The sequence below is a fragment of the Streptomyces sp. NBC_00986 genome, assembly GCF_045162565.1.
Classification (GTDB): domain Bacteria; phylum Actinomycetota; class Actinomycetes; order Streptomycetales; family Streptomycetaceae; genus Streptomyces.
This window is the reverse complement of sequence record NZ_CP108733.1, coordinates 1,406,695-1,432,281: the sequence shown is the minus strand read 5'-3', so window position 1 is coordinate 1,432,281 and position 25,587 is coordinate 1,406,695. Positions and strand designations below refer to the sequence as shown.

The 25,587-nt window shown below is 70.8% G+C and carries 22 protein-coding genes; 13 read left to right on the top strand and 9 right to left on the bottom strand.

The annotated features are described in order from the left end of the window. Positions 1-20 precede the first annotated feature (20 nt). Genes OG504_RS06345 through OG504_RS06335 form a run of 3 tightly spaced genes read left to right on the top strand, consistent with a single transcriptional unit; the run spans position 21 to position 1,684 of the window. Positions 21-779 carry a type 1 glutamine amidotransferase domain-containing protein gene (locus OG504_RS06345; protein ID WP_405988831.1) on the top strand — a complete coding sequence of 253 codons (759 nt, stop codon included), beginning with the start codon at positions 21-23 and terminating at the stop codon, positions 777-779. Between the two features lie 10 nt (positions 780-789). After that, the gene (locus OG504_RS06340; RefSeq protein WP_405988830.1) at positions 790-1,176 is read left to right on the top strand and encodes a PPOX class F420-dependent oxidoreductase; all 387 of its coding nucleotides are present in this window, start codon (positions 790-792) and stop codon (positions 1,174-1,176) included. 37 nt (positions 1,177-1,213) lie between these two features. Beyond that, positions 1,214-1,684, top strand: a complete 471-nt coding sequence (locus tag OG504_RS06335; RefSeq protein ID WP_405988829.1) for a DUF1003 domain-containing protein — start codon at positions 1,214-1,216, stop codon at positions 1,682-1,684. Positions 1,685-1,763: 79 nt separating this feature from the next. Here the strand turns inward: OG504_RS06335 and OG504_RS06330 are convergent, their stop codons facing one another. From OG504_RS06330 to OG504_RS06320, 3 genes are all read right to left on the bottom strand, one after another. After that, positions 1,764-4,550, bottom strand: coding sequence for an alpha/beta hydrolase family protein (locus tag OG504_RS06330; RefSeq protein WP_405988828.1), 2,787 nt, complete (start codon positions 4,548-4,550; stop codon positions 1,764-1,766). Between the two features lie 199 nt (positions 4,551-4,749). Beyond that, positions 4,750-5,163, bottom strand: coding sequence for a Zn-ribbon domain-containing OB-fold protein (locus OG504_RS06325; RefSeq protein WP_405988827.1), 414 nt, complete (start codon positions 5,161-5,163; stop codon positions 4,750-4,752). A gap of 150 nt (positions 5,164-5,313) precedes the next feature. Further along, positions 5,314-5,994 (bottom strand): TetR family transcriptional regulator, encoded by a 681-nt coding sequence (locus OG504_RS06320; protein ID WP_405996263.1) that lies wholly within the window; start codon positions 5,992-5,994, stop codon positions 5,314-5,316. Between the two features lie 177 nt (positions 5,995-6,171). On the opposite strand from OG504_RS06320, the gene OG504_RS06315 reads away from it, so the two are divergent. From OG504_RS06315 to OG504_RS06305, 3 genes are all read left to right on the top strand, one after another. Further along, a complete protein-coding gene (locus OG504_RS06315; RefSeq protein WP_405988826.1) occupies positions 6,172-7,296 on the top strand; it encodes a substrate-binding domain-containing protein in 1,125 nt (374 codons plus the stop codon). A 71-nt stretch (positions 7,297-7,367) separates the two neighbouring features. Then, the gene (locus OG504_RS06310) at positions 7,368-8,204 is read left to right on the top strand and encodes a hypothetical protein (protein ID WP_405988825.1); all 837 of its coding nucleotides are present in this window, start codon (positions 7,368-7,370) and stop codon (positions 8,202-8,204) included. 87 nt (positions 8,205-8,291) lie between these two features. Beyond that, complete coding sequence (locus OG504_RS06305) at positions 8,292-8,951, top strand: peptidoglycan-binding protein (RefSeq protein WP_405988824.1); 660 nt, start codon at positions 8,292-8,294, stop codon at positions 8,949-8,951. 253 nt (positions 8,952-9,204) lie between these two features. Here the strand turns inward: OG504_RS06305 and OG504_RS06300 are convergent, their stop codons facing one another. From OG504_RS06300 to OG504_RS06280, 5 genes are all read right to left on the bottom strand, one after another. Beyond that, positions 9,205-9,579 (bottom strand): hypothetical protein, encoded by a 375-nt coding sequence (locus tag OG504_RS06300; protein ID WP_019064417.1) that lies wholly within the window; start codon positions 9,577-9,579, stop codon positions 9,205-9,207. A 365-nt stretch (positions 9,580-9,944) separates the two neighbouring features. Beyond that, on the bottom strand, positions 9,945-10,865 hold the full coding sequence (locus tag OG504_RS06295) for a MurR/RpiR family transcriptional regulator (RefSeq protein ID WP_019064418.1): 921 nt from the start codon (positions 10,863-10,865) through the stop codon (positions 9,945-9,947). A gap of 67 nt (positions 10,866-10,932) precedes the next feature. Then, the gene (locus OG504_RS06290) at positions 10,933-12,666 is read right to left on the bottom strand and encodes an ArnT family glycosyltransferase (RefSeq protein WP_405988823.1); all 1,734 of its coding nucleotides are present in this window, start codon (positions 12,664-12,666) and stop codon (positions 10,933-10,935) included. Positions 12,667-12,758: 92 nt separating this feature from the next. Continuing rightward, a complete protein-coding gene (locus OG504_RS06285) occupies positions 12,759-14,687 on the bottom strand; it encodes a phosphatase PAP2 family protein (protein WP_405988822.1) in 1,929 nt (642 codons plus the stop codon). 220 nt (positions 14,688-14,907) lie between these two features. Then, entirely contained in the window at positions 14,908-15,807 is a 900-nt protein-coding gene (locus tag OG504_RS06280) for an N-acetylglucosamine kinase (RefSeq protein ID WP_405988821.1), read from the bottom strand. Between the two features lie 284 nt (positions 15,808-16,091). Here OG504_RS06280 and OG504_RS06275 point away from each other — a divergent pair, with 284 nt between their 5' ends. The 6 genes from OG504_RS06275 to OG504_RS06250 all read left to right on the top strand — a co-directional run bounded on the left by OG504_RS06275 (position 16,092) and on the right by OG504_RS06250 (position 24,388). Then, positions 16,092-17,237 (top strand): ROK family protein, encoded by a 1,146-nt coding sequence (locus OG504_RS06275; protein ID WP_405988820.1) that lies wholly within the window; start codon positions 16,092-16,094, stop codon positions 17,235-17,237. A 278-nt stretch (positions 17,238-17,515) separates the two neighbouring features. Further along, a complete protein-coding gene (locus OG504_RS06270) occupies positions 17,516-18,838 on the top strand; it encodes an ABC transporter substrate-binding protein (RefSeq protein WP_405988819.1) in 1,323 nt (440 codons plus the stop codon). Between the two features lie 123 nt (positions 18,839-18,961). Next, a complete protein-coding gene (locus OG504_RS06265; protein WP_405988818.1) occupies positions 18,962-19,876 on the top strand; it encodes a carbohydrate ABC transporter permease in 915 nt (304 codons plus the stop codon). Beyond that, entirely contained in the window at positions 19,873-20,775 is a 903-nt protein-coding gene (locus OG504_RS06260) for a carbohydrate ABC transporter permease (protein ID WP_405988817.1), read from the top strand. The genes OG504_RS06265 and OG504_RS06260 overlap by 4 nt, the downstream gene beginning before the upstream one ends. A gap of 2 nt (positions 20,776-20,777) precedes the next feature. Beyond that, positions 20,778-22,496, top strand: a complete 1,719-nt coding sequence (locus tag OG504_RS06255; protein ID WP_405988816.1) for a hypothetical protein — start codon at positions 20,778-20,780, stop codon at positions 22,494-22,496. Between the two features lie 53 nt (positions 22,497-22,549). Further along, complete coding sequence (locus tag OG504_RS06250; protein ID WP_405988815.1) at positions 22,550-24,388, top strand: hypothetical protein; 1,839 nt, start codon at positions 22,550-22,552, stop codon at positions 24,386-24,388. Positions 24,389-24,394: 6 nt separating this feature from the next. Here OG504_RS06250 and OG504_RS06245 read toward each other — a convergent pair whose 3' ends face one another. Then, positions 24,395-25,075: a nucleoside/nucleotide kinase family protein gene (locus tag OG504_RS06245; RefSeq protein WP_405988814.1), complete on the bottom strand. Its 681-nt coding sequence runs from the start codon at positions 25,073-25,075 to the stop codon at positions 24,395-24,397. A 114-nt stretch (positions 25,076-25,189) separates the two neighbouring features. Here OG504_RS06245 and OG504_RS06240 point away from each other — a divergent pair, with 114 nt between their 5' ends. Then, on the top strand, positions 25,190-25,585 hold the full coding sequence (locus OG504_RS06240; RefSeq protein WP_405988813.1) for a YybH family protein: 396 nt from the start codon (positions 25,190-25,192) through the stop codon (positions 25,583-25,585). Positions 25,586-25,587: the final 2 nt, after the last annotated feature.

The following is a 25,587-nucleotide window of genomic DNA, read 5'->3' as shown; positions in this document are numbered from 1 at the left end:
CCGGCTGCCATGATGACCCCATGCGCGTGCTGATGCCCGTCCCCGACCGGGACTTCGATGTCACCGAGGTCGCCGTGCCGTGGCGGTTGCTCACCGATGCCGGGCACGAGGTCGTCTTCGCCACCGAGCGGGCCGGGACGTTGCCCGCCGCGGATCCTCGGTTGCTGACCGGCGTTCTCTTCGGGCAGCTCGGTGCCGAGGACGAACCCAAGCGCTTCTATCAACAGCTCACCGCCGCAGCGGAGTTCAGCGACACGCTCGCGTGGGCGGACCTGGACGTGACCGGCTTCGACGGACTGTTGCTGCCCGGCGGACACGCGCCCGGTATGCGTCAGTACCTGGGGTCCCCTGAACTGAGCGCCAAGGTAGGGGAGTTCTGGAAGCTCGGCCGTCCGGCCGGTGCGATCTGTCACGGGGTTCTCGTGCTGGCCCGTACCCAGGACCCGGACACCGGTCGCAGTGTCATCGCCGGACGCCGTACGACCTGTCTGCCCAAGTACATGGAACGTACTGCCTACTTGAGCACCGCCTGGCGTCTCGGGCGTTACTACCGGACCTACCCCGCCTACGTGGAGGACGAGGTGCGGGGCGCGCTCGACGACCCGCGTACGCAGTTCGAGCGCGGTCCCAAGGAGCTCACCCGGCGTGGCACCGCGAGCGACGACACGCACGCGTTCGTCGTGCGGGACGGGACCTATCTGTCGGCTCGCTGGCCCGGCGACGCCTACCTTTTCGCCCGCCGGTATCTCGATCTCCTGCGGGCACCGGCGGGTGCTTAGACTGCCGACCATGGACGAGACCCCGCTGGACCGGCTCGGCGCAGGCCAGTACCTGCTGATCACCAGTTACCGCAAGAACGGCTCCCCGGTCGCCACCCCGGTGTGGGTGGTGCGTGACGGCGAGACACTCGGGGTGTGGACGGTCGCCGACTCCTGGAAGGTGAAGCGCATCCGGGCCCGCGCCGATGTCCTCGTCGGCCCCTGTGACCTGCGCGGCAACCCGACCGGCAACCAGGTCCCCGGCACCGCCGAGATCTGCGACGCCGAGACCACCGCCCGCTACCGCAAGCTCATCACCCGCAAGTACGGACTCACCGGGCGCATCACGCTCCTCGGCAGCCGGCTGCGCCGCGGGCTCGACGGCACCATCGGCATCCGAGTGACGCTCACCCCCTGAGGACGAACCCCTTGCACACCGAATCCAGGGAGCGCCCGTGGACCCCGCGCTGAACCCGGACGACCTGCCGCTGCGGCAGGAGCGCGTCGTCTTCGCCCGGATGCGCGGTACCCAGGACCGGGTCGCCGACGCGATCACCGCCTTCGCCGGCACCATGCTCTTCGTCTACATCCACGCGCTGTGGTTCGCCGTCTGGATCGCCCTCAACGAAGGACTCCTCGGGCAGGGCGGGATCTTCGACCCGTACCCGTACGGGCTGCTCACGATGATCGTCAGCCTGGAGGCCATCTTCCTGTCGACCTTCGTCATGGTGAGCCAGAACCGCCAGGCGGCCCGCGAGGACGTCCGAGCCGACCTCGACTTCGAGACCAACCTCCGCTCCGAGGTGTGGTCAGCCCACATCGGCGCCGCGCTCGGCCTCGACCCCCGCGAGGTCGAACAACGCGTCCAGGAACTCCTCACCGAGAACCGCGCCAAGATGAACAGCGGGACGCAGAAGCAGAGTTGAGCATCCTGACGTCGCATCCTGCACGAGGAAGGGGCCGCAGCCTTCGCGCTGCGGCCCCTTCCCTTCGTACGGCGTTCCGTTACGACGCGTCGAGCACCGTGCCGGTCAACTCCGGTCCGCCGCTCTGCGGGTCGCCGTTCTCGTCCACGGCCACGAACCGTACGGACTCGGGCTGTTCCGTCACCTGGTCCGTGATCGTCGGCACGCTGATCTCTCCGCTGAGCCGGCCCGCCGGGACGGTGGTCCAGAGGAACAGGCCCAGCACCTTGGACAGCGGGCGCTCCGGCGTGGCCTCCTCACCGGAGTTCTCACTGAGCCACTGCGGGTCGACGTCCAGGGTGGACAACTCCGCGCCGGAGGCGATCGGTTGGACGAGGAACGCGGGGTTCAGCTCCACGTCGGCCGGTGCGGAGAGCGTCACCTTCCACTTGAGGGGCTGCCCCTCAGTGACCCGGTCCGCGATCGGCGTGACCTTGAACGTGGGCATCGGGTCGTCGTTCTCGGTGGTCACTCCACCCCGGTGGGCGCCGACGACCGCGCCGTGCACCGCCTTCACGAAGATGTCGTGCTGGACGCCGTAGTCGAAGCGGGTGTTGCCCTCCACCTTCACCGGTACGTCGATGGTGTTGCCGCCGGGCCGTACCGTCACCAGACGTGAAGTGTCCTGGTTCGTGGCCGGGTTGTTGATGTAGACGCGGACCTGGCCGCTGCCGTGGCCGGACACCTGGACGGGCACGCGGTACGTCTTGACGCCCGAGTCCCCCTCCTTGACGGTGAGTCGGCCGATGTCGACGCGGGGGAGCGGAGCCGTGGTGACCGCCGGAGTTCCGGGGCGCCAGGCCCAGGCGTCCATCAGCCACGCCTGGCCGGAGCGCGAACGCGGGGTCAGGTCGAGGGACTTGATGTGGCGCAGGTCGAGCCCGGCGTGCGAGGCCGCGGCCAGCGGTACGCGGATCTCGCGGGCCCAGTAGGAGGCGGTGCGCTGGGTGCCGGGCAGGCCGTCGACGCGGACCCGGCCGAGCGTCGCCCGGTGGCCCGAGGTGTCGGTCACGGACACGTCGAGCTGGGTGCCGGTGGTGTTGGGCGGCACGATCACGCGCAGCGCGAGGCCCTTGGCACCGCCGAGGGAGACGGGCTTGCTCGGGCGTACCGTCACCGGCGAACCGGCGGCGGACCAGCGCAGGGCGACGGCGCGGCGGCCGACCTCCTTCGTGGCCTCCCACTGCGCGAAGTGCGGCGAGATGCCCTTGGAGTCGTCGCTCAGGCAGGCGACGGCCGGGTCGGGGTCCACGGCGGAGCACAACTTGCCGCCGGAGACGGTGACTTGACCGTCGGGGAGGAACCCGGCGCCGCGGTTCGCGCCCACCGCGTGGGTGAGGACCCGGGCGGGGTCGGCCGAGGGGGCGCGGCGGCCCGAGCCGTCGAGCAGCTCACGCGCGCGGTCGTCCCCGGCGATGAACAGCCGTGCGGCCGTGGCGATGTAGGTGGAGCCGGCCTTGTGCTGCTGGTCGGCGGTCAGCCGGGTCGCGGCACCCGGCGAGCACACCGCGTCCCGCTGGTCGGGGTCGTCGTAGAAGTCGTCCTCGGCGGGCGCCTGGGCCTGGCCCGGCGTCCACTCGGTGTTGAAGAAGTTGTGGTCGGCGCCCTCGACGTAGACCGCGCTGTGCAGGGCGGCACCCCGGCTGACTCCGCGGGTGCCGTCGACGTAGACCTCGCCCTGGAGGTCGAAGACGTCGCCGTCGCAGCCGGGCAGGATCGTCACCGACGGGACGTCGGCCACCGGGTTCTGGCCGAAGATGGTCGGGCCGATGAGGACGGTGCCGCGGATCTTCCAGCGGACCGGGCCGCGGTAGCCGTCCTGGGCGGCCGGCGGCGGGTAGAGGCTGTCCATCGCCGCGCGGTTGACGCCCTCGCCACCGCGCGAGTGGCCGATCAGCAGGACGCGGGAGAGGTCGGCCTGGGGGGCGTTGCGGACGACCGCCGGCGCCGTCTCCGGGTGGGCGGACCAGTCGGCCCAGTGGGCCAGGTGCTGCCGGATCAGCGAGGAGCGGGCCTGCGCGCCGGCGTCCTCGGCATCGGCGTCCTGGGCGTTGATGCCGTTCGCGGAGATCGACACCGTGACATAGCCCTGGGAGGCGAGGAGTTGCTGGTCGCGCAGGTAACCCCGGTAGCTCGGGACCGACTTCAGGCCGGTGGGGCAGGGCCAGTCGCCGGTGATGTCCTCGGTGCCGGGCTTGTAGCAGGTGTAGTGACGGCCGTGCAGGAACAGCGCGAGGGGCCGCTTGCCGGTGGCGCCCTTCGGCGCGACCACGACGGCCTGCATCTCGATCGGCTGCGGATACCCGGGCAGACGCACCGAGTTGAGCGTGTACTCGCCGGTCGTCGTACGGTACGTGCCCGGCTTGCCGGGATCGATCGCGCCGGCCGGGAGCGGTGCCGCGGGCCGCGCGGCGGCCTCCGAACGGCTCCTGCCGGAGCCGCTGTTGTCACCGGCGGCATCCAACCGCCGTCCTGCGGCCAGTACTTGAAGGTCCGTCAGCTGCTCGGGAGCGACGGCACCGAGGCCGAGCCGGAAGGTCCGTCCGTCCTTCGCCGGGCTCGGCACACCGAGGAGCCGGCCCCCGGCATGGAACTCGACGCGGGCGTCCGCCATGGGCACCCGCTTGCCGGAGCGCCAGACCAGCTGCTGCGCGGAACCCTTCCCCGTGATCCGCCAACCCGGCGGAAGCTTGCCGTCGTTGGCCGCAGCCCTCGCCGTCAACGGTCCGGCGTCCGACGGTGGCGCCGCCTGCGCCGACCCGGACATCCCTCCCGCCACCGCGAGCACCGTCGCGGCCGTGACCCATATTCGCCGGGCACGGAACAATGTGTTCTCCTCCTCGAACCCCAGGCTCAGGCACCCCGTGCGTCACGGGAGCCTCTCGCGCCCCGGAGGACGAGAAGCAGAGCCTGTGGGTTGCCTGTGGAGGAGGATTCGGCCGATCTTCGTCGGCCGGGCCTGAACTCGGCTTCGCGCTACGGCCGTTCGGACGCGGTCCGTGGACCGACGCCGATCGGGGTGAGGGTCAGTGCCAGGCGCGGTACGGCTCGTCGAGGAGCTGGAAGACGGGCTCGCCGCGCACCGGGTCCTTGGCCGTGGACAGCCGGACGCGATCGCCGCTGTGGATGCCGATCGGCGGGCCTATGACCCGGCCGCGCACCACGAAGCCCTCGGCCATCTCGATCAGCGACACATTCCGGGCGGCGGGGGTGTTGCGGTGCACCGTCGTGGAGTGGCGGACCGTGCCGGTGCCCTCGCTGCGCTCCGTGCGCAGGTCGCCGCCCTGGCAGACCGGGCACAACAGCCGGTGGTACATGGCGGTGCCGCACCAGGTGCAGCGCTGGAAGAGGATGGTGTCGCCGTCCGCGGTGGGCGGATCGAGGAGGCCCGCCGGGGAGCCGACTGCCGGACGGGTCGCGAATCCTGAGTGGTGGTACACGCTGTCAACTCCCTGCGCTCGGCCGGAATCCCGCGTGCGCGGCCGAGCCGGGCACGCATGTGCGCGGCTTGCCGTGCCACCGTGCACGGCCACAGCGTATGGCACTCAGTGCCAAGCGTAAAGACACTGCGTACCCTTGGCTTTTCCGGTTCAGTCGCGACCGAACGCGGACTCTATCTCCTGGACGACGCGCCACATCGGTGCCCCGCGCCGGGAGACGACCACCACGACGTCCTCGGGTTGCTGCTCCTGGAGTGCGCCGGCGGCCCGTACCGGAGGGTGTCCGAAGGCGGACTGGACATACCCCAGGGCGTGGTCCACCTCGGCACCCGCGTCGCGCTGCCCGTCCGAACGCAGCCAGGAGCGAAGGGCGTTGTTGTGTGCCGCGACCACGGCGGCCGCGATCACGTCCGCCCGCAGGGTGCCGTCGCGCCGACCGGCGAAGCGCCCGCGCAGATAGTCGGCGAGGGCACGCTCGTAGCGCCACACCACCGACAGTTCGTACGCGCGCAGCCCGGGCACCTTCTTGGTGAGGCGGTAACGCTGGACGGAGAAGGTCGGGTTCTCGTTGTACATGCGCAGCACGAGCCGGGCCGCGTCGCAGACCCGCCGTACGGGTTCGTGCTCGTCGCCGCCGGCGGAGAGGAAGGCCGTCATGTCGGCCAGACAGCGCTCGTGGTCGGGGAAGACCACGTCCTCCTTGGACGGGAAGTAGCGGAAGAACGACCGCCGCCCGACCCCGGCCAGCGCCACGATGTCGTCGATGGTGGTCTGTTCGTAGCCCCGCTCCAGGAACAGCTGGAACGCGGCCGCCACCAGGGCGTCCCGCATGGGCGGCTTGGAGCTCATGGACGGGAACGTAGCACCAGGCCGACGCGGATGGCACTCAGTGCGCCTCGGATGGGGACTGAGTGCCCTCGAAGATCCGGAGCCACCGATGCGATCAAAACGATCGAAACGATCCGCGGCATAGAGTGACCGCGACCAGTTTCACCTTCAGGGGGACCCATGCGACCGCACGTCGACCAACGCCATGAGCGGGTGCTCGAACTCGTCCGCGAGCGCGGCAGCCTGCGGGTCGCCGAGCTCGCGGCCGAACTCGGCGTATCCGCCGTCACCTTGAGGCGTGACGTGGAGGCGCTGGCAGGACAGGGCCGGGTGCACCGGCTGCACGGCGCGGTGGTGTGGCCGGGCGGCGCGAGCACCGTCGGGGTACGGGCGGCGCGACAGGAGCCCGCCGCGTCCACCCGGTCCACCGCGTCCGCCGAGGGCGTCGTGATCGGAATGATCGTGCCGACCACCGCCTCGATCTTCGCCGACATAGTGCGCGGCGCCCGCGAGGCCGTGGGAGCACAGGGCGGCCGACTCGTCCTCGGAGTCTCCGGACACGTCGACACGGAGGACGCCGTCCAGGCCGGGCACCTCCTCGCGGGCGGCGCGCAAGGGTTGCTCGTCGCGCCCAGTTGGTCGGGCGGTGTCCCCGTCGGCGGCCAGGAACAATGGCTCCTGGACCGGGGCGTGCCCACCGTCCTGGTCGAACGCTCCGCCCCGCCCGGCAACCCCGCCGCCGCCCTGGACCGGGTGCGCACCGACCGCGCCCACGGAGCCGCCGTCGCCGTCGGCCACTTCGCCGCCCTCGGCCACCGCAGGATCACCGCCGTACTCCAGGAAGGCCCGCACGCCGAGCGGATCCTCGCAGGCTACGAGTCGGCCGTACGCTCCCTCGGCCTCGACGACGCCCGGGGCGCCCCCTCCGTCCGCGAACACGGCGACTACGACTCGAGCGTGGACCACCTGGCCGACGCCGTCCGCGAGCGCGGAGTCACCGCCGCCCTCGTGCACAGCGACGAGGACGCGATCGTGCTCGTGCCCCGGCTCCAGGCCCGCGGCATCCGCGTCCCGGACGACCTGGCGCTCATCGCCTACGACGACGAGGTCGCCCCGCTCGCCGACGTACCGCTCACCGCCGTGGCCCCGCCGAGACGAGGGGTGGGGGAGTCGGCTGCGAAGCTCCTCCTGGAGCGGCTCGCCGAGCGGGGGAGCGGACGCCGGCCGGCCCCGCGTCAACACGTCGAGCTCCTGCCCGAATTGAAGATCCGCTCGTCCTGCGGAGCCGAAACGCTCGCCCACTGACCGTGGGCCGACCGTTTCGATCATTCCGCGCGAACGCTCTCGGTGAACGCGCTCGACCAAGGAGAACCTGCATGCCCTCCCTACCTCCCGCCCGCCCTCGCATCCTGTACGTCACGGACCTGGCCTACCCCGCGCGCGGACGTCGCTACTGCGACGAGGACATCGACCTGACCTCCCGGCTGCGCGAGGACTTCGACCTGGCGCTGTGCCATCCGCTGGACGCCGCCGCGCTGATGGCCGGCTTCGACGCGGTCGTGGTCCGCAACAGCGGGCCCGTCCTCGGATACCAGGCCGAGTACGACGCGTTCCGCGAGCACGCGCTCCGCACCGGTGCCCGTGTCTACAACCAGCTCTCCGGCCGGGCGGACATGGCGGGCAAGCAGTATCTCCTCGACCTGAGCGCCGCCGGGTTCCCCGTCATCCCGACCGTCGACCGCGTCGAGGACCTGGACCTGCTGCCTCGCACCGACCGCTATGTGGTCAAGCCCAAACTCGGCGCCGACTCCATAGGCCTGGAGATCGTCCCGGCCGACCGGCTGCCCGCGCTGGCCGACGGGAGCGTCCTGGTCCAGCCGTGCGTCGACTTCTCGTACGAGGTGTCCTTCTACTTCGTCGACCACGACTTCCAGTACGCCCTCTACGCCCCGGACACCGAGAAGCGCTGGCAGCTGGAACCGTACGAACCCGCCCCCGGGGACCTGGAGTTCGCGCAGCGGTTCATCGACTGGAACGGCGTCGACCACGGCATCCAGCGCGTCGACGCCTGCCGCGCCCCGGACGGCGAGCTGCTCCTGGTCGAACTGGAGGACCTCAACCCCTACCTCTCCCTGGAGGCGCTCGACGACACGCGGCGCGACGCCTTCGTCGTCGCGCTGAAGGCCTCCCTGCACCGGTTCGTGCGAGCGTGAGGCCGAGCTGAACTCCGGCGGCCGTGCGCGCGTATCTCTCCAGGGGGATGGCGGACATCCGTGCGCGCGGAACGGAAGGAGAGCAGTGTGTCTACACCGTCCGAACCGGGATCGTCGCCCGGCGGCCCGGTCCTGGAACCCGCCCGAGTCCTGCGCCGCCGCCGCTCCGACAACCTCGCGGCGCTGATGCGGGAGCCCCGCCGGGACTCCTCCGTCTTCGAGTCCGTGCCGGTGCCCAGGCCGATCTTCGGCTCCGAGGCCGAGACACAGGAACTGCCGCCCGTACCCGGCGAGTTGCACCCGCTGCCGACCACCACGGGTCCCTTCGGACCCGGACTGCGCCGGGCCGCGATCGTGGTCGGCGTGAGCGCCGCGGCCCTGGTCGGCTTCGCCTGCGCCCTCCTGCTGCCGGGCAGGGGAGAGGCCAGTACGGCCCAGCCGATCAGCACCCCCACTCCGGTGGCGTCCGCCACGGCGACCACCGCCGCGACTGCCGACCCTGACGGCGCCGGCACCCTCCGCGAGGGCGACAGCGGCCCCGAGGTCAAGGAGCTGGAGCAGCGTCTCCTGCGCATCCCCAACGTCTACGAGAACGGCTCGACCAGCGGTCAGTACGACGCGACCCTCACGGCCGCGGTCGCCCGCTTCCAGCTCTGGTACGGCATCCGGGGCGACGAGAACGGTGTGTACGGCGACGACACCCGCAAGGACCTGGAGTCCCGCACGACACTCGACGACGGCCAGTAGGCGAACGGGGTTCCGAACGCGGGGCAGGACCTGCGGAAAGTTCGGCGCTGATGGGGCCGTGGAGCCTCATCATGGACAGCGCGGCGCCGCAGGTCGGCGGTGTCGTGCCCGTTCCGAACCGAAGGCCACGCCGATGAGCGGCTCCCGCGTTCCCGGTCTCATCCTGCCCGGAGTCCTGCTGCTGGCCCTCGTCGTGGGCGCGTTCTGGTACTGGCGGCACCGCGACGACGACTGACCCCGACCGGCGGCGCGGTCAGCGTCCCGTGCTGTGCCCGACCAGTGCCTCGGTCACGGCCCGCACGCTGCGCGCGATGTGCTGGAGCTGGAGGACCTCGGCGGCGTACAGCTTGATGGTGTGCTCGATGACCGACTCGGGCAGGCCGATGCCGGGCAGGTCGGCCCGCGCGGTCTGCAGGGCGGTCCGGGCAACCCGGATCTCGTGCTGGACCTGGATCTGCGCGTGGCGGGCGAGCAGGACGGGGTGGCGGATGAACGCGGGGTAGCTGGCGTAGCGGGCCGGCACCAGCTCGCGCAGCCACTTGGCCGCCGAGCGCTCCCAGTCGTAGCTGCCGGGTGTCTTGACCTGACAGGGCCAGTCCTGGCTGATGCGCGTGGTGGTCAGTTGCATGTCATCGCTTCCCGGTGTGCGGCGTCGCGGGGGTGGGTCGACGGTGTGAGGCGGCCCCGGCCCAGGGGATGACCGAGGCCGCCTTGGGCGCTCGCGGAGGCGACGCCCGACCGAACACGCCCGGCGCCGACGCGGGTAGGAGACGGCGGCTGGGCGTGCTCGTACGAGGGCCCCGGGAAGCGGGTGTCGCCGGCGCGGCGGGTCGAGCGGAGGTGCGCATGGGCGGACCGGGCTTTCTCGGGGCGGGTGCGATCCGTGAGCAGTATTTATATATGCCGTCTGCTTTGCAAGGCGTATGAAAACATTCATGCGCGAAATAGGCGCAATCGCCCCAGTGTGAATGCCTATGAGGGGGGAGCTGCGGGTCAGTCCCGCATGAAGAACTGGTGCTGCTCGGCGATCTGCTCGTAGTCCTCCAGGCGGGCCTGGGTCCGCTCCGGATCGGCGTCCGTCATGGCCTGGAGCAGGGCGGAGGCCATCACGCCGGGGGCCGCGTAGGAGTCGAAGACCAGGCGGGAGCCGGTGCCGGTGGCGAAGGTGACGTCGGCCTCGTCGGCCAGCGCGCCGAGCGCCAGATCGGTCACGAGGGCCACCTTGAGCCCGGCGCTGCGGGCCACCCGGAGCGTGGTGAGCGTCTCGTGCGCGTGCCGGGGCATGTCGAACGCGAGCAGCCAGGTGCCGCCCGCCTCGCGCGACTGGAGGATCGCGTCGTAGGCGACGCTGCCGCCCCGGGTCACCAGCCGTACGTCCGGGTGGATACGGCGCGCCGCGTACGCGAAGTACTCGGCGAGCGAGACGGAGATGCGCAGGCCGAGGACGGTCAGCGGGGTGGACGCCGACAGTTCGCGGCCGACCTCGATCAGCCGGTCGGGGTCGGCGAAGTCCCGGCGCAGGTTCTCCAGGTTGGCGATCTCGGCGTCGACCGCGGCCTGCAGTTCGTTGCTCCGGTTCTCCTCGGCCGCCGGGCCGCCCGCGAGGGTGCGCAGGGCGATCGCCTGCAGCCGCTCCCGTAGCGCCGGGTAACCGCTGAAGCCGACCGCCGCCGCGAACCGGGTCACCGAGGGCTGGCTGACGCCGACGCGCTCCGCGAGATCGGTGATGGAGAGGAACGCCGCCTCGGTGATGTGCTCGATCAGGTACTGGGCGATGCGCCGTTGGCCCGGTGACAGCCGTGGCCCGTCGAAGAGTTCCCTGAGTTGGGAGGTCGGTGCCGCGCCGACTTCCGGGTCGGTTTTTCCCGAGGTGATCACGGATGCCTGGGCGCGTGCCTGCTGCGGCGATGGCACCGGTGCGCCTCCTTTGTCTCCCACAGCCACTCAACATAGCTCACAGAGCGTTGTGACCAGAGAGTGATCAGCGCCGGTAGATCGTGATCGAATGACCGACTTGATCGATCGGGCGACTGCTGTCGATCAACTCGGCCAGTTCTCCCCGGGCTTTGTCGATCGCGGTGTCCGAGACGACCAGCAGCCCATGTACATCGCGCACCCCTACCTTGCGCGGATCGGACGACTCGATGCCGTAGTACGACGGCACACCACTGCCCTTGTAGACGAGCCAGACCCGCTCGCCCGCATACCGCTCGTGGAGCCGGTCGGCGAGGCGCCCGAGGTCCTGGCCCCAGTCCACGTTGGAGTCGTGCAGCCGCAGATAGGTCTTGGACGGACCGCCGAACGCCTCGTTGGAGTACGGCAGATAGTAGGGAAACGTCCGCAGCGAACTCACCGCGACGAACGCCACCAGGACCCCCGTGGCCAGCGGAGCCCACCGCCACCACGACCGCAGCGCCGGCACACAGGCCGCCGCGACCGCCAGGAACATCGGCACGAAGATCGCGTACCGAGTGCCGAAGTCCCGCGAACCGTCCATCGCCGTGGCAAGCAACACTGCGGTGGGTACGAGGAGATACGGCGCCGCGGGCCGCAGCCGCCGTACCGCCACGAGCGCGACGGCACCCGCCACCCACAGCGCGATCATGCCGAGCGGTGTCTTCACCATCAATGCCACCGGCAGGTAGTACCAGTGCGAGCCGGTGTAGAGGTGCCCGAACAGGAAGCCCTGCCACGGGTAGTCCTCCATGCCGAACTGGATGAGCATCCCGTCCCGGAACGCCCGCGGGAACGGCAGCAGCGGCACCAACTGCCCGCGCAGTCCGGCAATGACGGGCACCGGTTCCGTGGACGTGAACCGCAGCTGCGGATCGACGACGAGATACGACGCCCATACGACGGCGAGGGCCACCACCGCCAGCACGGCCGCGCCCGCCGCACCGAGCGCCAACACCCGCAGCCGGGCGGGGCGTTCGGCCGGGCGCCGGGCAGACCACACCGACGCGACGGCGAGGAGCATGAGGACGGGGACGGCGGGCAGGGCGCTCATCTTCGTCGCCACGGCGGCGCCGAGCGCGGCCCCAGCGAGAGGCAGATACAGCTTCGGTCGCCGCCTGGCCCGCCACAGCAGCCACACCGACGTCAGCAGGAAGCCGGCCTCGGGCACGTCGAGCGTGGCCAGCGAGCCGTGCGCGATGACATCGGGCGAGAACGCGTACAGCGCGAGCGCCACCAACCCCCGTGCCGGGCCCACGAGTTCACGCGCGAACGCGAACACGACCAGCCCGAACAGCAGGGTCAGCACGATCACCGGGAGCCGGGCCCAGAACATCAGCCGCCAGGGGTCGTTGCCCGACTCGTACAGCAGATGGCGGCCCAACGCCCCCTGGTTTCCCTGGTAGTTGGTGTCGAAGTGCGGGTCGGCGATCGCGATTCCGGCGGCGATCACCAGCTTCCCGAGGGGCGGATGCTCGGGGTTGTAGTCGAGGCTGTGCTCGCGCAGATAGACGGTGGCCGTGGCCACGTACACCGGCTCGTCGATGGTCGGTGTCTGCTGGACGGCGGTAGTGATCATCACGGCGGCCATCTGCGCGAGGAGCACCACCACGAGGAGGGGCAGGAGCCAGCGCTTACGGCGCCGTAGTCCGGCGTAGAGGCGTGTCGACCGCGAGCCGTCGGCGCGCGGTGGTGAGTCCCCGCCATCGCCGTCGTCGAGCGTGTCGGGGTCGAGGACCGAGTGCTGTTCGCGCGCCATCATCTTCCCTGCGGTGAGGCCGGCCGCGCGGTGGCGGGAGCGGGCCGGGGCCGGTTCATGGCCCTACTGTCGCATCGCTCCCGCCACCAGGGGCGTCACCGCTTCAGGAGTCGTACCGACAGACCTTCCGCCGTATACACGGGTACGGCCCGCAGCTTGTCCGAGTTCACCGTGATGCTGTCGAACTGGCCGCGCAGCGAGGACGCGCCCAGGACCCGCACCGTGGAGCCCGCGACCGGCGGGTGCTCCGCGTCGAACTGCAGCGACAGCGCGCTGCCCCTGCCGAGCGTCGCGCGCCGGGTGACCTCGACGGCGGGCTGGTGACCCGAGCGCAGCGTGACCTCCAGCGTGGCGGACTGCTGGGTGAAGTTGCCGTGGATCTGCACGGACTCGGAGACCCGCAGCGCACCGCCGAGCACGCTCACGTCGCCGTGGCCCAGCGCGTGCGCCGAACCGGCCACCAGCGCACCGGACTTGAGCACGGTCCCGCCGGTGTACGTGTTGTGCCCGGTCAGGGTGAGCGTGCCGGTGCCCTGCTTGGTCAGACCGCCGCAGCCGTCGATGTCGTTGCGCCAGGCGTCGGCCGCGCCGAAGCCACCGGCCGCCGTGTCGAGGAAGACGACGACGTCGGACTCGAAGGAGCCGTAACCGTCCGCCGCCGCGAAGAGGTTGAGGCGGCCCCACTGCTCGAACCCGTCGAGCAGGACGTACCCGGACGGCAGCGCGGTGGTGCGCAACACCTCGCGCCGCTGCGCCGCGTCGAGGTACGGCAGCCGGGTCTCCAGCAGGACCTCCGCGCCCTTGGGCACGGTCAGCGCCTTGTCACGGCCGCTGCGGGTGAGTACGTAGGTGAACTTGGGCTCTACGACACGGGCGTTGGCGGTCCGGTCCGCGTACGGGTCGGTCGCGGTGGTCGCCGAGTGGGCGTACGTGTAGAGGGTGTCCGCCGTCGTACCGGTCTTCGCCTCGAAGTAGGCGAGGGCCTGCGCGCGTGCGGCCGCCTTGAGTTCGGCGTTGGCCGGGTCGCCGAGCGTGGCGGCGGCCAGCGCGGTGGCCATGATGCGGCCGCCCATCACGTCGACCGTGGAGTGCATGCCGGCCATGATCCGGGTGTGGCTCAACTGGAAGGTCCGGGTGACCAGTTCCTGGAAGCGCTCCGGTACGGCGTACGCGTAGGCGAGGCCCGCCAGGTGGAAGGCGTTGGTGTGGCCGCTGGGGAAACCGCCGTCGTCCACCGGTGACGTGCTGCGCTGGCGCAGGAGTTGAGGCGCGACGATGACCTTCGAGTCATAGACCGGGAAGCCGAGCGCGTCGACCTTGCCGGTGTCGACGACCTCGCTCTTCTCGTTCATGCGCCACGGACGCGGGTACTGGTAGGCGTACTTGCCCGGGTTGCCCGACGCGTAGTTGCCGCGCAGGGTGTCGACCAGTTCGGCCACCTTGCCGAGCGCGGAGTCGTGCGAGCCGGCGCCGAGCGCGGCACCGGCGGGCGCATCGGCGGGGACGGCGTCGTTGATCGTGGTGGCGGGCGTGCCGTCAGGAGCGCTGGTGATCGAAGTGACCGCCAGGGCACCGGACTTGTACAGGTCGGCCAGCGGACCGAGGCCCGCGATCATCGCGTAGCTCTGGTGCTGGCGGTCGTAGAGGAACGCCTCCTTCGCCTGGGCCTCGGTGCGGTGCGTGGTGAGGTCGACGCAGTACCGCATGTTGGCGCGCAGGATCTCGGGGCGCAGCGGCGTGCCGGTGTTCCAGGCGGCGCCGGTCTTCCATATCTGGGCCATGCCGCCGAGGACGCGGACCACGGCGTTGGTCTCGGGCGTCAGGTTCGCGATGACGTTCGTCTTGTAGTCGTCGACGAACGCGAGCGGAGCCGTGGCGGCCTTGGCGTCCGCGGTGGCCAGCCAGCTGACCAGCGTGGGCGCGGCGACCACGGCGGCCGAGGCGCCGAGCGAGGTCTTGAGGAAACCACGTCTGTTCACGGCGGGTCGAACGGCGTTCGTGCGCTGCCCGGCGGGTGACGGCATGGGTGTGCCTCTCTTGAGTTCTACGGCCGCTGGGGCCGGCGAGGTCGTGCGACCAGGGAGGAGATCGTGCGATCGGCTGTGGTTCGGGGTGCACCGTACGACGTGGGAAAGCGCATACGTCAACTGGTGCGTACGTGCGAAGATTTGCGGCGGGCCGTGTCCCGTCGGAGAGGGTTCGGCGTCCACGACATGACCCCCGGGTGAACGGGGGCCGTGCGGTTCACAGGATCGATCGGGCCAGTGCCACGGCGCCCTCGACGGGCGGCACCTGGATCGGCCACGGCCGCGCCCCCGGCACCCGCTCGGCGAGCGCGGCGGTGAGGGCGTCGTACAGGCGGGGCTGGGCGAGGACGGTGCCGCCCGAGACCACCACGTCGTCGACGGGGACGCCGCGTTCGGCGAGCCGTACGACGAGTGCGGCGAGGGACCGGCCGGCCTCGACTATCACCTCGCGCGCGAGGAGCGAGCCCGCGTCGGCCGCGGTGAAGACGACGCGGGCGTGGCGGCCCCAGTCGGCGGAGACGTCGGAAGCGCTTTCCAACGCGGCGCCGAGACCGGGCACTTCGGCCACGCCGAACGCCTCGACGAGTCCCAGGGCGAGTTCGTCCGGGGCCTCGCCGCGGTCGTGCGCGGCCCAGGCGGCGCGGGCCGCCTCGCGGACGAGTCCGGCGGCGCCGCCCTCGTCGCCCAACACCGCGCCCCAGCCGCCCACTTGGAGCCGGCCGCCGTCGGCGAGCAGACCCACCGCGACGGAACCGGTGCCGGCGACCAGGCCGACGCCTTTGTCCAACCCGGCGGCGGGGACGAGCAGTTCGGCGTCTCCCACGACCAGTGCGGGCACCTTGAGACGTTCCTCCAGCGCGGCCCGGATCTCGGCGCACTGTCGGGGTGTCTCGCAGGCGTGCCCGCCCACGGCGACCGCGGACGGTCGCGCGGGTGCGGGCAGGGCGTCATGGACGAGCGCGGTCAGCCAGTCGGCGGCGGCCACGGTGTCGTGCGGCCGCCAGCCGCTGCTCGCGCGGATGTGGTCGGCGACGACATCCGGGCCCGCGCACGCGCGCAGATGTGTCTTGGTGCCACCCACGTCGATGCCGACCACGAGGGGCGTGAAGTCCTGCACGGAACCTCTTTCGTCGTTGCGCAGTGCTGCGACGGCTGGGCGAACCGTGTCCGGGGGAACGGCAGTTCAAGCACTAGGGAAGCCCCGGGACGGGCTTCTGACGGACCACGGCAGGCGAGTACCGTGACGTTCGTTAGGAAGTTAACTAACGAAGTACAGTGCGTCAAGAGTCATTGCGAACTCGGTCACAGGGACCGTTGTCCGGGCCCGCGTGACATCAGGACATCCCATCGCCGCACCCCACGGACACCCACCGGGAACGCGGCCTGTGAACTGGGGGAAGTGTGGAACACGTCGTGGCGCGGGCGGCCCGGCTGACCGAGAGCGCGAGCGCGGTGTTCGAGGTGCTGGCGAGAGCCGGCAGCGCGACCCGGCCGCAGCTCGCCGGCCTGGCCCGCCTCTCCAAGCCGACGGTGTCCTCCGCCGTCGTGGAACTGGAGAACGTCGGGCTCGCCGCCCACTCCGGCACCGCCTCCGGCGGCACGGGACGCAACGCCGCCGTCTACCGCCTCGGCCCGGCCGCCGGCGCCGTACTCGCCGTCGACCTCGGCCCGGCCCTCACCCGGGTGCGCGGCTGCGCCCTCGACGGCAGCCTGCTGGCCGAGGCGACCGGCTCCCGGGAGAATGCCGCCGACGCCGTGCGCGAGGCCCTCGGCGCGCTGCCCGCCGGCACCCCGCTGCGCACGGTCGTCGTCGCCGTCGGTGACGTGGCCGCGCGGGACCGGGCGGGCGTCGGGATGCGCCCCGCGACCGCCAAGGCGGGCCCGGTGTTCGACGCCATGACGGTCGCCCTGCCGCCGGGCATCCCGGTCCACCTGGAGAACAACGTCAACTGCGCCGCCCTCGCCGAACTGCACGAGGGCGCCGCCCGGGGCCGCATGACCTTCGGCTATCTGCGGATCGGCGTCGGTATCGGCCTCGGCATCGTCGTCGGCGGCCAGGTGCTGCGCGGTGCGAACGGCGCGGCCGGTGAGCTCGCCCGGCTGCCCTACCCCTGGGACGACGCCGTGGAGCCGCGCCGTGAGGCCCTGGAGGAGTACGTGGGCGCCCGCTCGCTGCTGCGCCGGGCGGCGGCCGCCTGGCCGGACACCGGTGAGCCGTGCCCCGGCAGCGCGGACCGGCTCTTCGCCCTCGCCCGGCAGGGACACGACACGGCGAGGGCCCTGGTCGGCCGGCACGCCGCCGACGTGGGCCGGCTGGCCGCCGCCGTGGCCGCCGTACTGGACCCGGGACTGATCGTCCTCGGGGGCAGCACGGGCACGGACCCGCAGCTCCTGCCCGGTGTGCGGACCGAGCTGGGGCGGCTGAGCTGGCCCACCGAGGTGGTCAGCAGCACGGTCGGTGATCTCGGCACCGTGGTGGGCGCGGCCCGGCTCGCGGTCGCCAGAGGAGTCCAAACCGTGACCGATGGTGCGGGGGCGAAGGATTGACGGCCTCCGACTTGGTCTGCCAATGTCCGGACAAGCGCTTTCTAAGTCGGTCGGGACGCCGACTTGGGGTGAGCCTCCCAGCCCGTACACGACGTACGGCAACCGCACGAGGGCGTGCCAGTGCGGTGACGGCCAGGACGGCCGGGGATCTCGCCCCGCGTGGACGACGCGGCCGGGCGAGGCCGTGCCCCCGGAAAGTGACCTTTCCTGCAAAATGCACCCGTGCCGCATCGGTCGGCGCCGTGCTCCGTCTCCTACGACGAAAAAAGGGATCGAAGATGACCACTGTGGGTGTGCGGCGCTCCAGCCGACTCGGCCGCGGCGGCATGCGCCGCCTGGTTCCCCTCGCTGCCGTCGCTGTGTCAGGTGCCCTGCTGCTCTCCGCCTGCGGGTCGGGGTCCGGCTCGGGCGGTAACGCGAAGTCGCTGACGTTCTGGATCTCCACGGTTCCGGGGCAGGACGCGGGCTGGAAGAAGCTGGTCGCGCAGTACAAGAAGGAAACCGGCGTCAACGTCAAGCTCGTCAACATCCCCTACGACGGGTACCCGACGAAGCTGCACAACGCCGCGCAGGCGAACTCGCTGCCCGACGTGGCGGACGTGCCCGCCCTGGACCCGATCTGGTCGAGCAAGCTGGTCGACCTCAAGTCCATCGCCAACAACAAGAGCTACAACATCAACTCCAACTTCCTGGCGAAGGACTCGTCCGGGAAGGTGCTGGCGATCCCCTCGGACGTCACCGCGTCCGGCCTGTTCATCAACAAGTCGCTGTTCGAGAAGGCCGGCGTCGCCGTTCCGGCCTCGCCCGCGAAGACCTGGACCTGGGACGAGTTCATCGCGGCGGCCAACAAGGTCCGCGAGAAGACCGGCGCCAAGTACTCCCTGACGTTCGACCAGTCGCCGTCCCGGCTCCGCGCCATGGTGTACGAGATGGGCGGGAAGTACGTCCACGCGGACTCCTCCGGCAAGTTCTCGGCGGACGCCGCGACCAAGAAGGCCGTGGAGTACTTCGTCGGACTGAACGACGACAAGGTCATGCCGAAGTCGGTGTGGACCAGCGGCGCCGACCCGTCGGCCATGTTCCAGAGCGGTGACGTCGTCGCCTACTGGTCCGGCGTGTGGCAGGTGCCCGCCTTCGCGGACAGCATCAAGAAGTTCGAGTGGGCGAGCGTCCCGACCCCCGCCCAGCCGGTGCAGGCCAGTGACGTCAACAGCGGCGGCATGATGGTCGGCTTCAACAACAACGGCGCCGCGGCCACCGCCGCGACGAAGTTCATGTCCTGGGTGTACGAGCCGAAGAACTACACCGAGCTGGTCGAGAGCTCCGGGTTCCTCCCGGTCGAGAGCGGTCTGAGCCCGAAGTACCCCTTCAAGTCCGCGGCGGCGCAGGCGGCGTTCAAGCTCTACAACGAGGAGATCCCGCTCTACGCGCCGATCTCGGGCTACTTCAACAGCGCGCAGACGAACTGGGTGCTGAAGGGCAAGAGCCTCACCACCGACCCGACCAAGACGGAGCTCGGCAAGGCGATCAACGGCCAGCAGTCGGCCGACAAGGCCCTGCAGAACATCGTGGACGGCTACAACACGGCGGTCGGCGGCTGATCGTGGGCCACAGGGCCGGGCGGCGGGGTCCAGACACCGCCGCCCGCCCTGGCCGCCCCCGTGATGCCGGGCTCACGGCGTGAGCCCACAGCGATCCATTCCACCAGCACGGAAGTCAGGAAGATGACAAAAAGCGCCGCGGACGTGTCCGTGAGGCCGCCCAGGAAACGACGAAGCACCTACACCCTCGCGCCGCTCGTCCTCATCGCGGCCAATGTCGTGCTCTTCGCGTTGTTCTTCGTGTGGCCGGCGGTGATCGGGCTCGTCTACTCGTTCACGAACTACACCGGTGTGGGGGCGTTCCAGTTCATCGGACTGGACAACTACCAGAACCTGTTCGGGGACTCGACCTTCTACGACGCGCTGTTCCGGACGCTGCTGTACGCCGTGCTCGTCGTGCCGCTGAACTTCGTGCTCTCGCTGTTCATCGCCAACCTCGTGGTGAGCAAGCAGGCCAAGGGCGCGTCGGTCGCGCGTGTCGTCTTCTTCATCCCGTGGCTCATCTCGCCCATCGTCGTGGGTGTCCTGTGGCGGTGGCTGTTCGGCGAGAACTTCGGACTGATCAACTACGTCATCGAGAAGCTCGGCGGGCACGCGATCGCGTGGCAGTCGAACGCGGACCTGTCGCTGGGCGTCGTGGTGATGGCGGGTGCCTGGTGGGGCACGGCCTTCTCGATGCTGCTGTTCATCGCGGCGATCAAGAACGTGCCGGTGTCGTACTACGAGGCGGCCTCGCTCGACGGAGCCGGCCCCTGGCGCCAGTTCAGGAGCATCACGCTCCCGAGCATCGCGCCCACCTCGTTCATCGTGATCCTGCTCAACACGATCAACGCGATGAAGGAATATCCGCTGTTCGTCTCCCTCAACAACGGCGGACCCGGAACGTCGAACAACCTGCTCGTCCAGTACATCTACGAAACCGGCTTCAACCGGGGCCAGATCGGCTACGCGAGCGCCGCGTCCTTCGTGCTCATGCTCATCCTGATGGCCGTCGCGATCATCCAACTGATCGTCAACCGGCGGGTGGAGAACCGATGACAACCACAGACACGCCGCGTCCCGCCGGCGCCGACTCCGGCCGGACCCTTTCCAAGAGGCAGCGACGCAACGGGCGCGACGGCGGGCTTCGGAGCGCGGTACCCGCGACGACACTGCTGTGGATCCTGGCCGCCCTCTACGGGCTGCCGGTCGCGTGGTTCGTCCTCAGCTCCTTCAAGCCGGCGGGAGACCTGTTCTCCCTCCCGCTGACGGTGCTTCCGCACAACCCCACCGTCTCGGGTTACAAGGCCGCGTGGGAGAGCGCCAACTTCTCCCAGTACTTCATCAACACGGCCCTCGTGTGCGTGATCACGACGATCCTCACGGTGGGGGTCAGCTGCTGCACCGGGTACGCGCTGGCCAAGTACAACAACAGGTGGCTGAAGTTCTTCTTCCTCTGCATCCTGGCCACCACGATGCTGCCGTCCGAGGTCATGCTCGCTCCCGAGTTCCTGGTCGTCCGCGACCTCGGCCTCTACAACTCCTTCGCCGGCATCATCCTCCCGGCCGTGCTCACCGCGACCGGCTGCTTCATGTTCCGCCAGTTCTTCCTGACGGTCCCCGACGAACTCGTCGAGGCCGCGCGCATCGACGGCGCCCGTGAACTGTCGATCTTCCTGCGGATCATGGTGCCGATCTCCCGGCCCATCATGCTGACCCTGGCGATCCTGTCCTTCCAGTGGCGCTGGAACGACTACATCTGGCCGCTGCTGATGCTGAACGACCCCAACAAGTTCACCGTGCAGATCGGCATCCAGAGCCTCGTCGGCGCGCAGAACATCAACTGGTCGGTGCTGCTGGGCGGTTCGGTCATCTCCATGATCCCGCTGATCCTCATCTTCCTGGTGTTCCAGCGGTACGTCATGAGCGCCGACATCAACGCCGGACTGAAGGACTGATCTTGCACACCCCGCTCGACCACGAGTTCGTCCGCGCGGCGGCCCGCGCCGCCGACCGGTCGGCCGCCCCGCTGGCGGCCGGCCCCGACGAGGAACCCGCCGGTGTGGCGCACCGTGGTCTGGCGCGCCGGGTCAAGACCCTGATCGCGGCCTACCGTTCCCCGGACTCGGCACTGCACGGCAACGGGCAGGCCGTCGCCGCCGCCATGACCCACCTCCGCGCCCTCCGGGCCACGCAGACCGCCACCGGCCTCTTCGCCGGCGGCGACAACGTGCAGTCACCGCCGGACTCCGCGTTCACCCTCAACGACGTGTGCGACGCGCACGTCCTCGCCGCGGGCGCGGGACCGGAACTGCGCGAGGTCACGGCCGCGCTCGCCGACATCGCCGGCGCCGCCACCGCCAGTCTCCTGACCGGAGGGGTGCACACCCCGAACCACCGCTGGGAACTGAGCGCGGCGCTGGCCCGGCTGCACCGCTCGTTCCCCGACGACCGGCTGCTCGCCCGCGTCGAGGAGTGGCTCGCCGAGGGCGTCGACATCGACGCGGAGGGCCTGTACTCGGAGCGCAGCGCCGTCTACGCGTCCATCGTGACCAACCCGTCGTTGCTGTTGCTGGCCGAGGTGCTCGGGCGTACCGACCTGCTGGACGCCGTCGAACGCAACCTCGCCACGACCCTGGACCTGATCAGACCGGACGGCACGGTGGAGACCGTCCACTCGCGCCGCCAGGACCAGAGGCTTTCGTTCGCGCTGTGGCCCTACCTGCCGCACTACCGGCTGCTCGCGATCCGCACCGGCCGGGGCGACTTCGCCCGCGCGGCCCGCCTGGCGGCCGCCGACGGCATCGTCGACCCCGACCTGCTCGCCCAGATCCTCCTCACCCCGGATCTGTGCCGCGCCCTGCCGGCCCCGGACGCGGAGAAGCTCCCGCGCGACCGGTACCTCCCCACCGCACGCCTCGCCGCACACGTCTCGGCCACCGCGCACACCGTGGTGTACGGCGGTTCCGACGTGCCCGAGCACCGGCGCATCCGCTCGGGCCTCGCCTGCAACCCCACCTTCCTGCGCCTGTTCGCCGGTGCCGCCGTCCTCGACGCGGTCCGCCTCTCGCGGGTGTTCTTCGACCTGGGCCCGTTCCGTGCCGCCGACATGGAACAGCTCGCCGACAACCGGTACCGGCTCACCCAAACCCTCACAACCGCCTACTACCAGCCGCTGCCGAAGGACCGGAGGCGCGACGACGGCGCCTACCGCCTGGTGGACGAGGGCCGCTTCTCCGCGGCGATGGCGTTCCCCGACCGCCCGCAGGACGAGGTCTCCCACACGACCCGGGTCGAGGTCGACCTGCGGGAGGACGGGGCCGACCTGCGGATCGACATCAGCGGCCCATCGGTGCCCTGGGCCCTCGAACTGACCTTCCGCCCAGGGGGAGTTGCCGAGGGCGCCGAACCGCTCGACGACGGCCGCTGGTGCCTGACGACCGGCCCGCTGACCTACCGCGTCGGCGACGACGAGATCCGCGTCGAGGCCACCGTCGAGGCGGGCGAACCCCTCGCCGGACCCGACCGGAGCGACGTACTACGGTACGACCCGGGACAGGACTACACCGTGGCCGGCGGCACCGACGCGACGGCCGGGAACCGCGTCTACCTCGGTGGAAACGGCCCCCAGACACTGCGCGTCGCACTGCGCGCCGTCCGCCCCGCACCCGCTCTCTGACTCCGACGACCCACGCCATGGCCACCTCAGGCATGAAGGGCTGATCCACCGCGATGCAACTCCCTCACCAGCGCGGCCCGTTGCACGACCTCCCCGACACCCCGGAGGCCTACGACGCGGTCCTCGCCGCCGTCGTCGAGCAGGCCCTGCGCCGCATCACACCGGAGGGCAACCTCGAACACCCCGACTGCTACGACGACATCGGGGACACCTCGCTCGGGATCACCTCCCTGCTGGCCTTCGCCTGGCAGCGCGGCAAGGACCCGCGACTGCCGGAGGCGGTACGCCGCAGCCTCGCCTTCCATCTCCGTGAGCGCGTCTACACGGCGGACAACCCCGGCTACCCGAACCTTCAGGTGCGCAACTCCGGCCTCCCGTACGCGCGTTACGTCCTGGAGGCGGGCGCCCACCCCATCGGCGACTGGCCGAGCACGGCGTGGGCGCTGCTCCAGGCGGTCAACATCCTCGACGCGACGGACGGCCTCGTCGACGACGAACAGCGCACCGCCCTGGTCGAGTTGGCGCACGGCTACTGGCGCTGGCTCACCGAGGCGACCTTCTTCAACCCGCAGGAGGCCGGCAACCAGGCCATCGGCTGTGTCGTCGGCGGCCTGATGCTGGCCCGCCATCTCCCGCCGGAAGAGGGGGAGTCGGTCCGCACTCGCGCACTCCGTGTGTACGGCGAGGAGATCTGCGCCCACCGCGTGAGTGACCGCGGTGCCCTCCTCCCGCCCGAACACGGCGGCGCGTACGACAACAACTACGGCCCGATCTCCCTCTCCTTCCTCGCGCAGGCCCACATCGTCAGCGGCGAGGACGTCTTCGCCGAGGACGGGGAGGCGCTGGCCCGCTACATCGACGCCCGCCTCACCAGCGGCGGATTCGACAACGGCGGCCCGCGCTACAGCGAACAGCACTCCGGCTTCGAATCGGTCCTCGGCCTGCGCTACTTCGGCAGCCGTATCGGCTCCGACATCGGCCGCTACCGGGGAGACACCCGCTGGGGCCGGCACGCGGTCAAGCCGGACGGGGGAGTGGACGGTCACTTCGCGTGGATGCTGGTCTGGCAGATCCAGGACACCACGCGCTGGCACCGCACACCCTCCACGACCGCCGCCCGGCATCAACTCCGGGCGGGAACCGTGTCGGTGGCCTTCGACAGCAAGCTGACCCCGTCACTCGTCGAGGCGGACGGCACCTACTACCTGCCCGCGGCCGTGAACCGGCAGCACGGCTTCGGCCCGGTGCTCGACGGCTTCCTGCTGTGCCGCCCGATGGGCGAGGTACGAGTCCGCGACCTTCAAGCCGACGGCCTGACGGCCAAGTTGGTCACAAAGCCGGTCGTCGGCCGCGACCACGTCCTGCGGCACATCCGCTCCCTGTACGTCACCGACGGCACGCGGCTCTGGATGACGGTGGCCCTCGAACGCCTCGACGGAGCACCGTACTTGCTGGCCGGGCTGCCGTACGCGGCGGACGACGGCGACCGGGTACGCAGGACGGCGGAGGGCGATGTCACCTCCGCGGGCACCCTGCGCCTCACCCACCCGACCGACCAGGGCGCCGACCACTTCGACGCCCGCTCCGAACTCACCCAGCAGGAGGCGGCGTTCGCCCTCGCCGCCGACCCGCGCGGCTACGGCAACCCCGACGAGGGCTGGCTTCACCTGGTCAGCTCGACAGCACTGGAGGCCGACCCGGCACCGGGCGCGCCGGAGAACCTGCACGTGTTCGCCGTGCGGTACGGGCCCGGGACAGGGGAGTTCACGCCCGCCTTCGAGACCGGCGAGGACGACCTGACCCTGACCGTCCGCACGGAGGCCTTCACTGTGGTGATCGGCGACCCGGCAGGCGATGCCGACGCCGAGCCGGAGCTCACCCTGCGAGCCTGAGGGTCCTCAACTGCCTGCCCGCGCCGCCGAGTTCTGCTCCGGCGCGGGCAGTGCGCCGACCGGCACGACCAGGTCCGCCCGGTCCCGGGTCGCCGCCACCAGGTCGGCGTTGCGCTGATCGGTGCCCGCCACCCAGGCCACCGCCGTCTCGTGGTCCTTGCCGAACTCCTCGTGCCGGGCGACGAGTCGGCGGACACGCTCGTCCTCGTCGGCCTCGCAGAACCACACCTCGTCCAGGCACGGCCGTACCCGCGCCCATGAACCCGCCTCCAGCAGAAGGTAGTTGCCCTCCGTCACCACCAGCCGGGCGGTGGGCAGCACCGGGATCGCGCCGGCGATCGGCTGCTCCAGCACCCGCTCGAAGCCGGGCGCGTACACCACCTCGTCGGTCTCCTCGTGGAGCCTCCGCAGCAGAGCCGCGTAACCGTCGGCGTCGAAGGTGTCGGGTGCGCCCTTGCGGGCGCGGCGGCCGAGGCGGTCCAGTTCGACGTCGGCGAGGTGGAAGCCGTCCATGGGGACGTGCGCGACCCACGGTTCCGCGCTGCTCCCGTTCAGCGTCCGCACCAGGTGCTCGGCGAGGGTCGTCTTGCCCGCGCCAGGGCTGCCGGTGATACCGAGGACGGCACGTCGGCCGGGGACGGCGAGTGCGGTGGCACGGGTGAGGAGGTCGTCGAAAGTCAGCGGCACACGGAGAGTGTGCCATCCGTCTCGGTTGACCGTCCGGGGCGATGATGTGCGGAAGATCGGGGAGTCGACCGAACAGAGAGACCATGGAGTGGGGGACAGGAACAGGAGCCGTCCATGACCGACGACGCGACACAGATCCGTGCCCTCATCACCGGCTGGGCCGAGGCCGTCCACCGCGGCGACCTCGAGCGCGTCATGGCGGACCACACCGAGGACCTCGTCATGTACGACGTCCCGCCGCCCCACGCCGGCATCCACGGCCTCGCCGCCTACCGCGCCACCTGGCCGCCGTTCTTCGACTGGCAGGCCCAGGGCGCCTGCTTCGACATCGACTCCCTCGACATCACGGCCGGCACGGACGTCGCCTACGCCCATGCCCTGCTCCGGTGCGGCACTCCCGAGGAGTTCGCCGAATTCCCCGCCCTGCGCCTGCGGCTCACCTTCGGCCTGCGCAAGGAGCGGGGCCGGTGGCTGGTCGCGCACGAGCACCACTCGTTCCCGCACGACTGACG

Bases quoted from the DNA above. Each gene is read 5' to 3' on its own strand.
- OG504_RS06345 (WP_405988831.1), top strand. From the start codon at position 21: ATGCGCGTGCTGATGCCCGTCCCCGACCGGGACTTCGATGTCACCGAG.
- OG504_RS06340 (WP_405988830.1), top strand. From the start codon at position 790: ATGGACGAGACCCCGCTGGACCGGCTCGGCGCAGGCCAGTACCTGCTG.
- OG504_RS06320 (WP_405996263.1), bottom strand. From the start codon at position 5,994: ATGCGGGACGCCCTGGTGGCGGCCGCGTTCCAGCTGTTCCTGGAGCGG.
- OG504_RS06315 (WP_405988826.1), top strand. From the start codon at position 6,172: ATGCGACCGCACGTCGACCAACGCCATGAGCGGGTGCTCGAACTCGTC.
- OG504_RS06310 (WP_405988825.1), top strand. From the start codon at position 7,368: ATGCCCTCCCTACCTCCCGCCCGCCCTCGCATCCTGTACGTCACGGAC.
- OG504_RS06300 (WP_019064417.1), bottom strand. From the start codon at position 9,579: ATGCAACTGACCACCACGCGCATCAGCCAGGACTGGCCCTGTCAGGTC.
- OG504_RS06290 (WP_405988823.1), bottom strand. From the start codon at position 12,666: ATGATGGCGCGCGAACAGCACTCGGTCCTCGACCCCGACACGCTCGAC.
- OG504_RS06285 (WP_405988822.1), bottom strand. From the start codon at position 14,687: ATGCCGTCACCCGCCGGGCAGCGCACGAACGCCGTTCGACCCGCCGTG.
- OG504_RS06270 (WP_405988819.1), top strand. From the start codon at position 17,516: ATGACCACTGTGGGTGTGCGGCGCTCCAGCCGACTCGGCCGCGGCGGC.
- OG504_RS06265 (WP_405988818.1), top strand. From the start codon at position 18,962: ATGACAAAAAGCGCCGCGGACGTGTCCGTGAGGCCGCCCAGGAAACGA.
- OG504_RS06260 (WP_405988817.1), top strand. From the start codon at position 19,873: ATGACAACCACAGACACGCCGCGTCCCGCCGGCGCCGACTCCGGCCGG.
- OG504_RS06250 (WP_405988815.1), top strand. From the start codon at position 22,550: ATGCAACTCCCTCACCAGCGCGGCCCGTTGCACGACCTCCCCGACACC.
- OG504_RS06240 (WP_405988813.1), top strand. From the start codon at position 25,190: ATGACCGACGACGCGACACAGATCCGTGCCCTCATCACCGGCTGGGCC.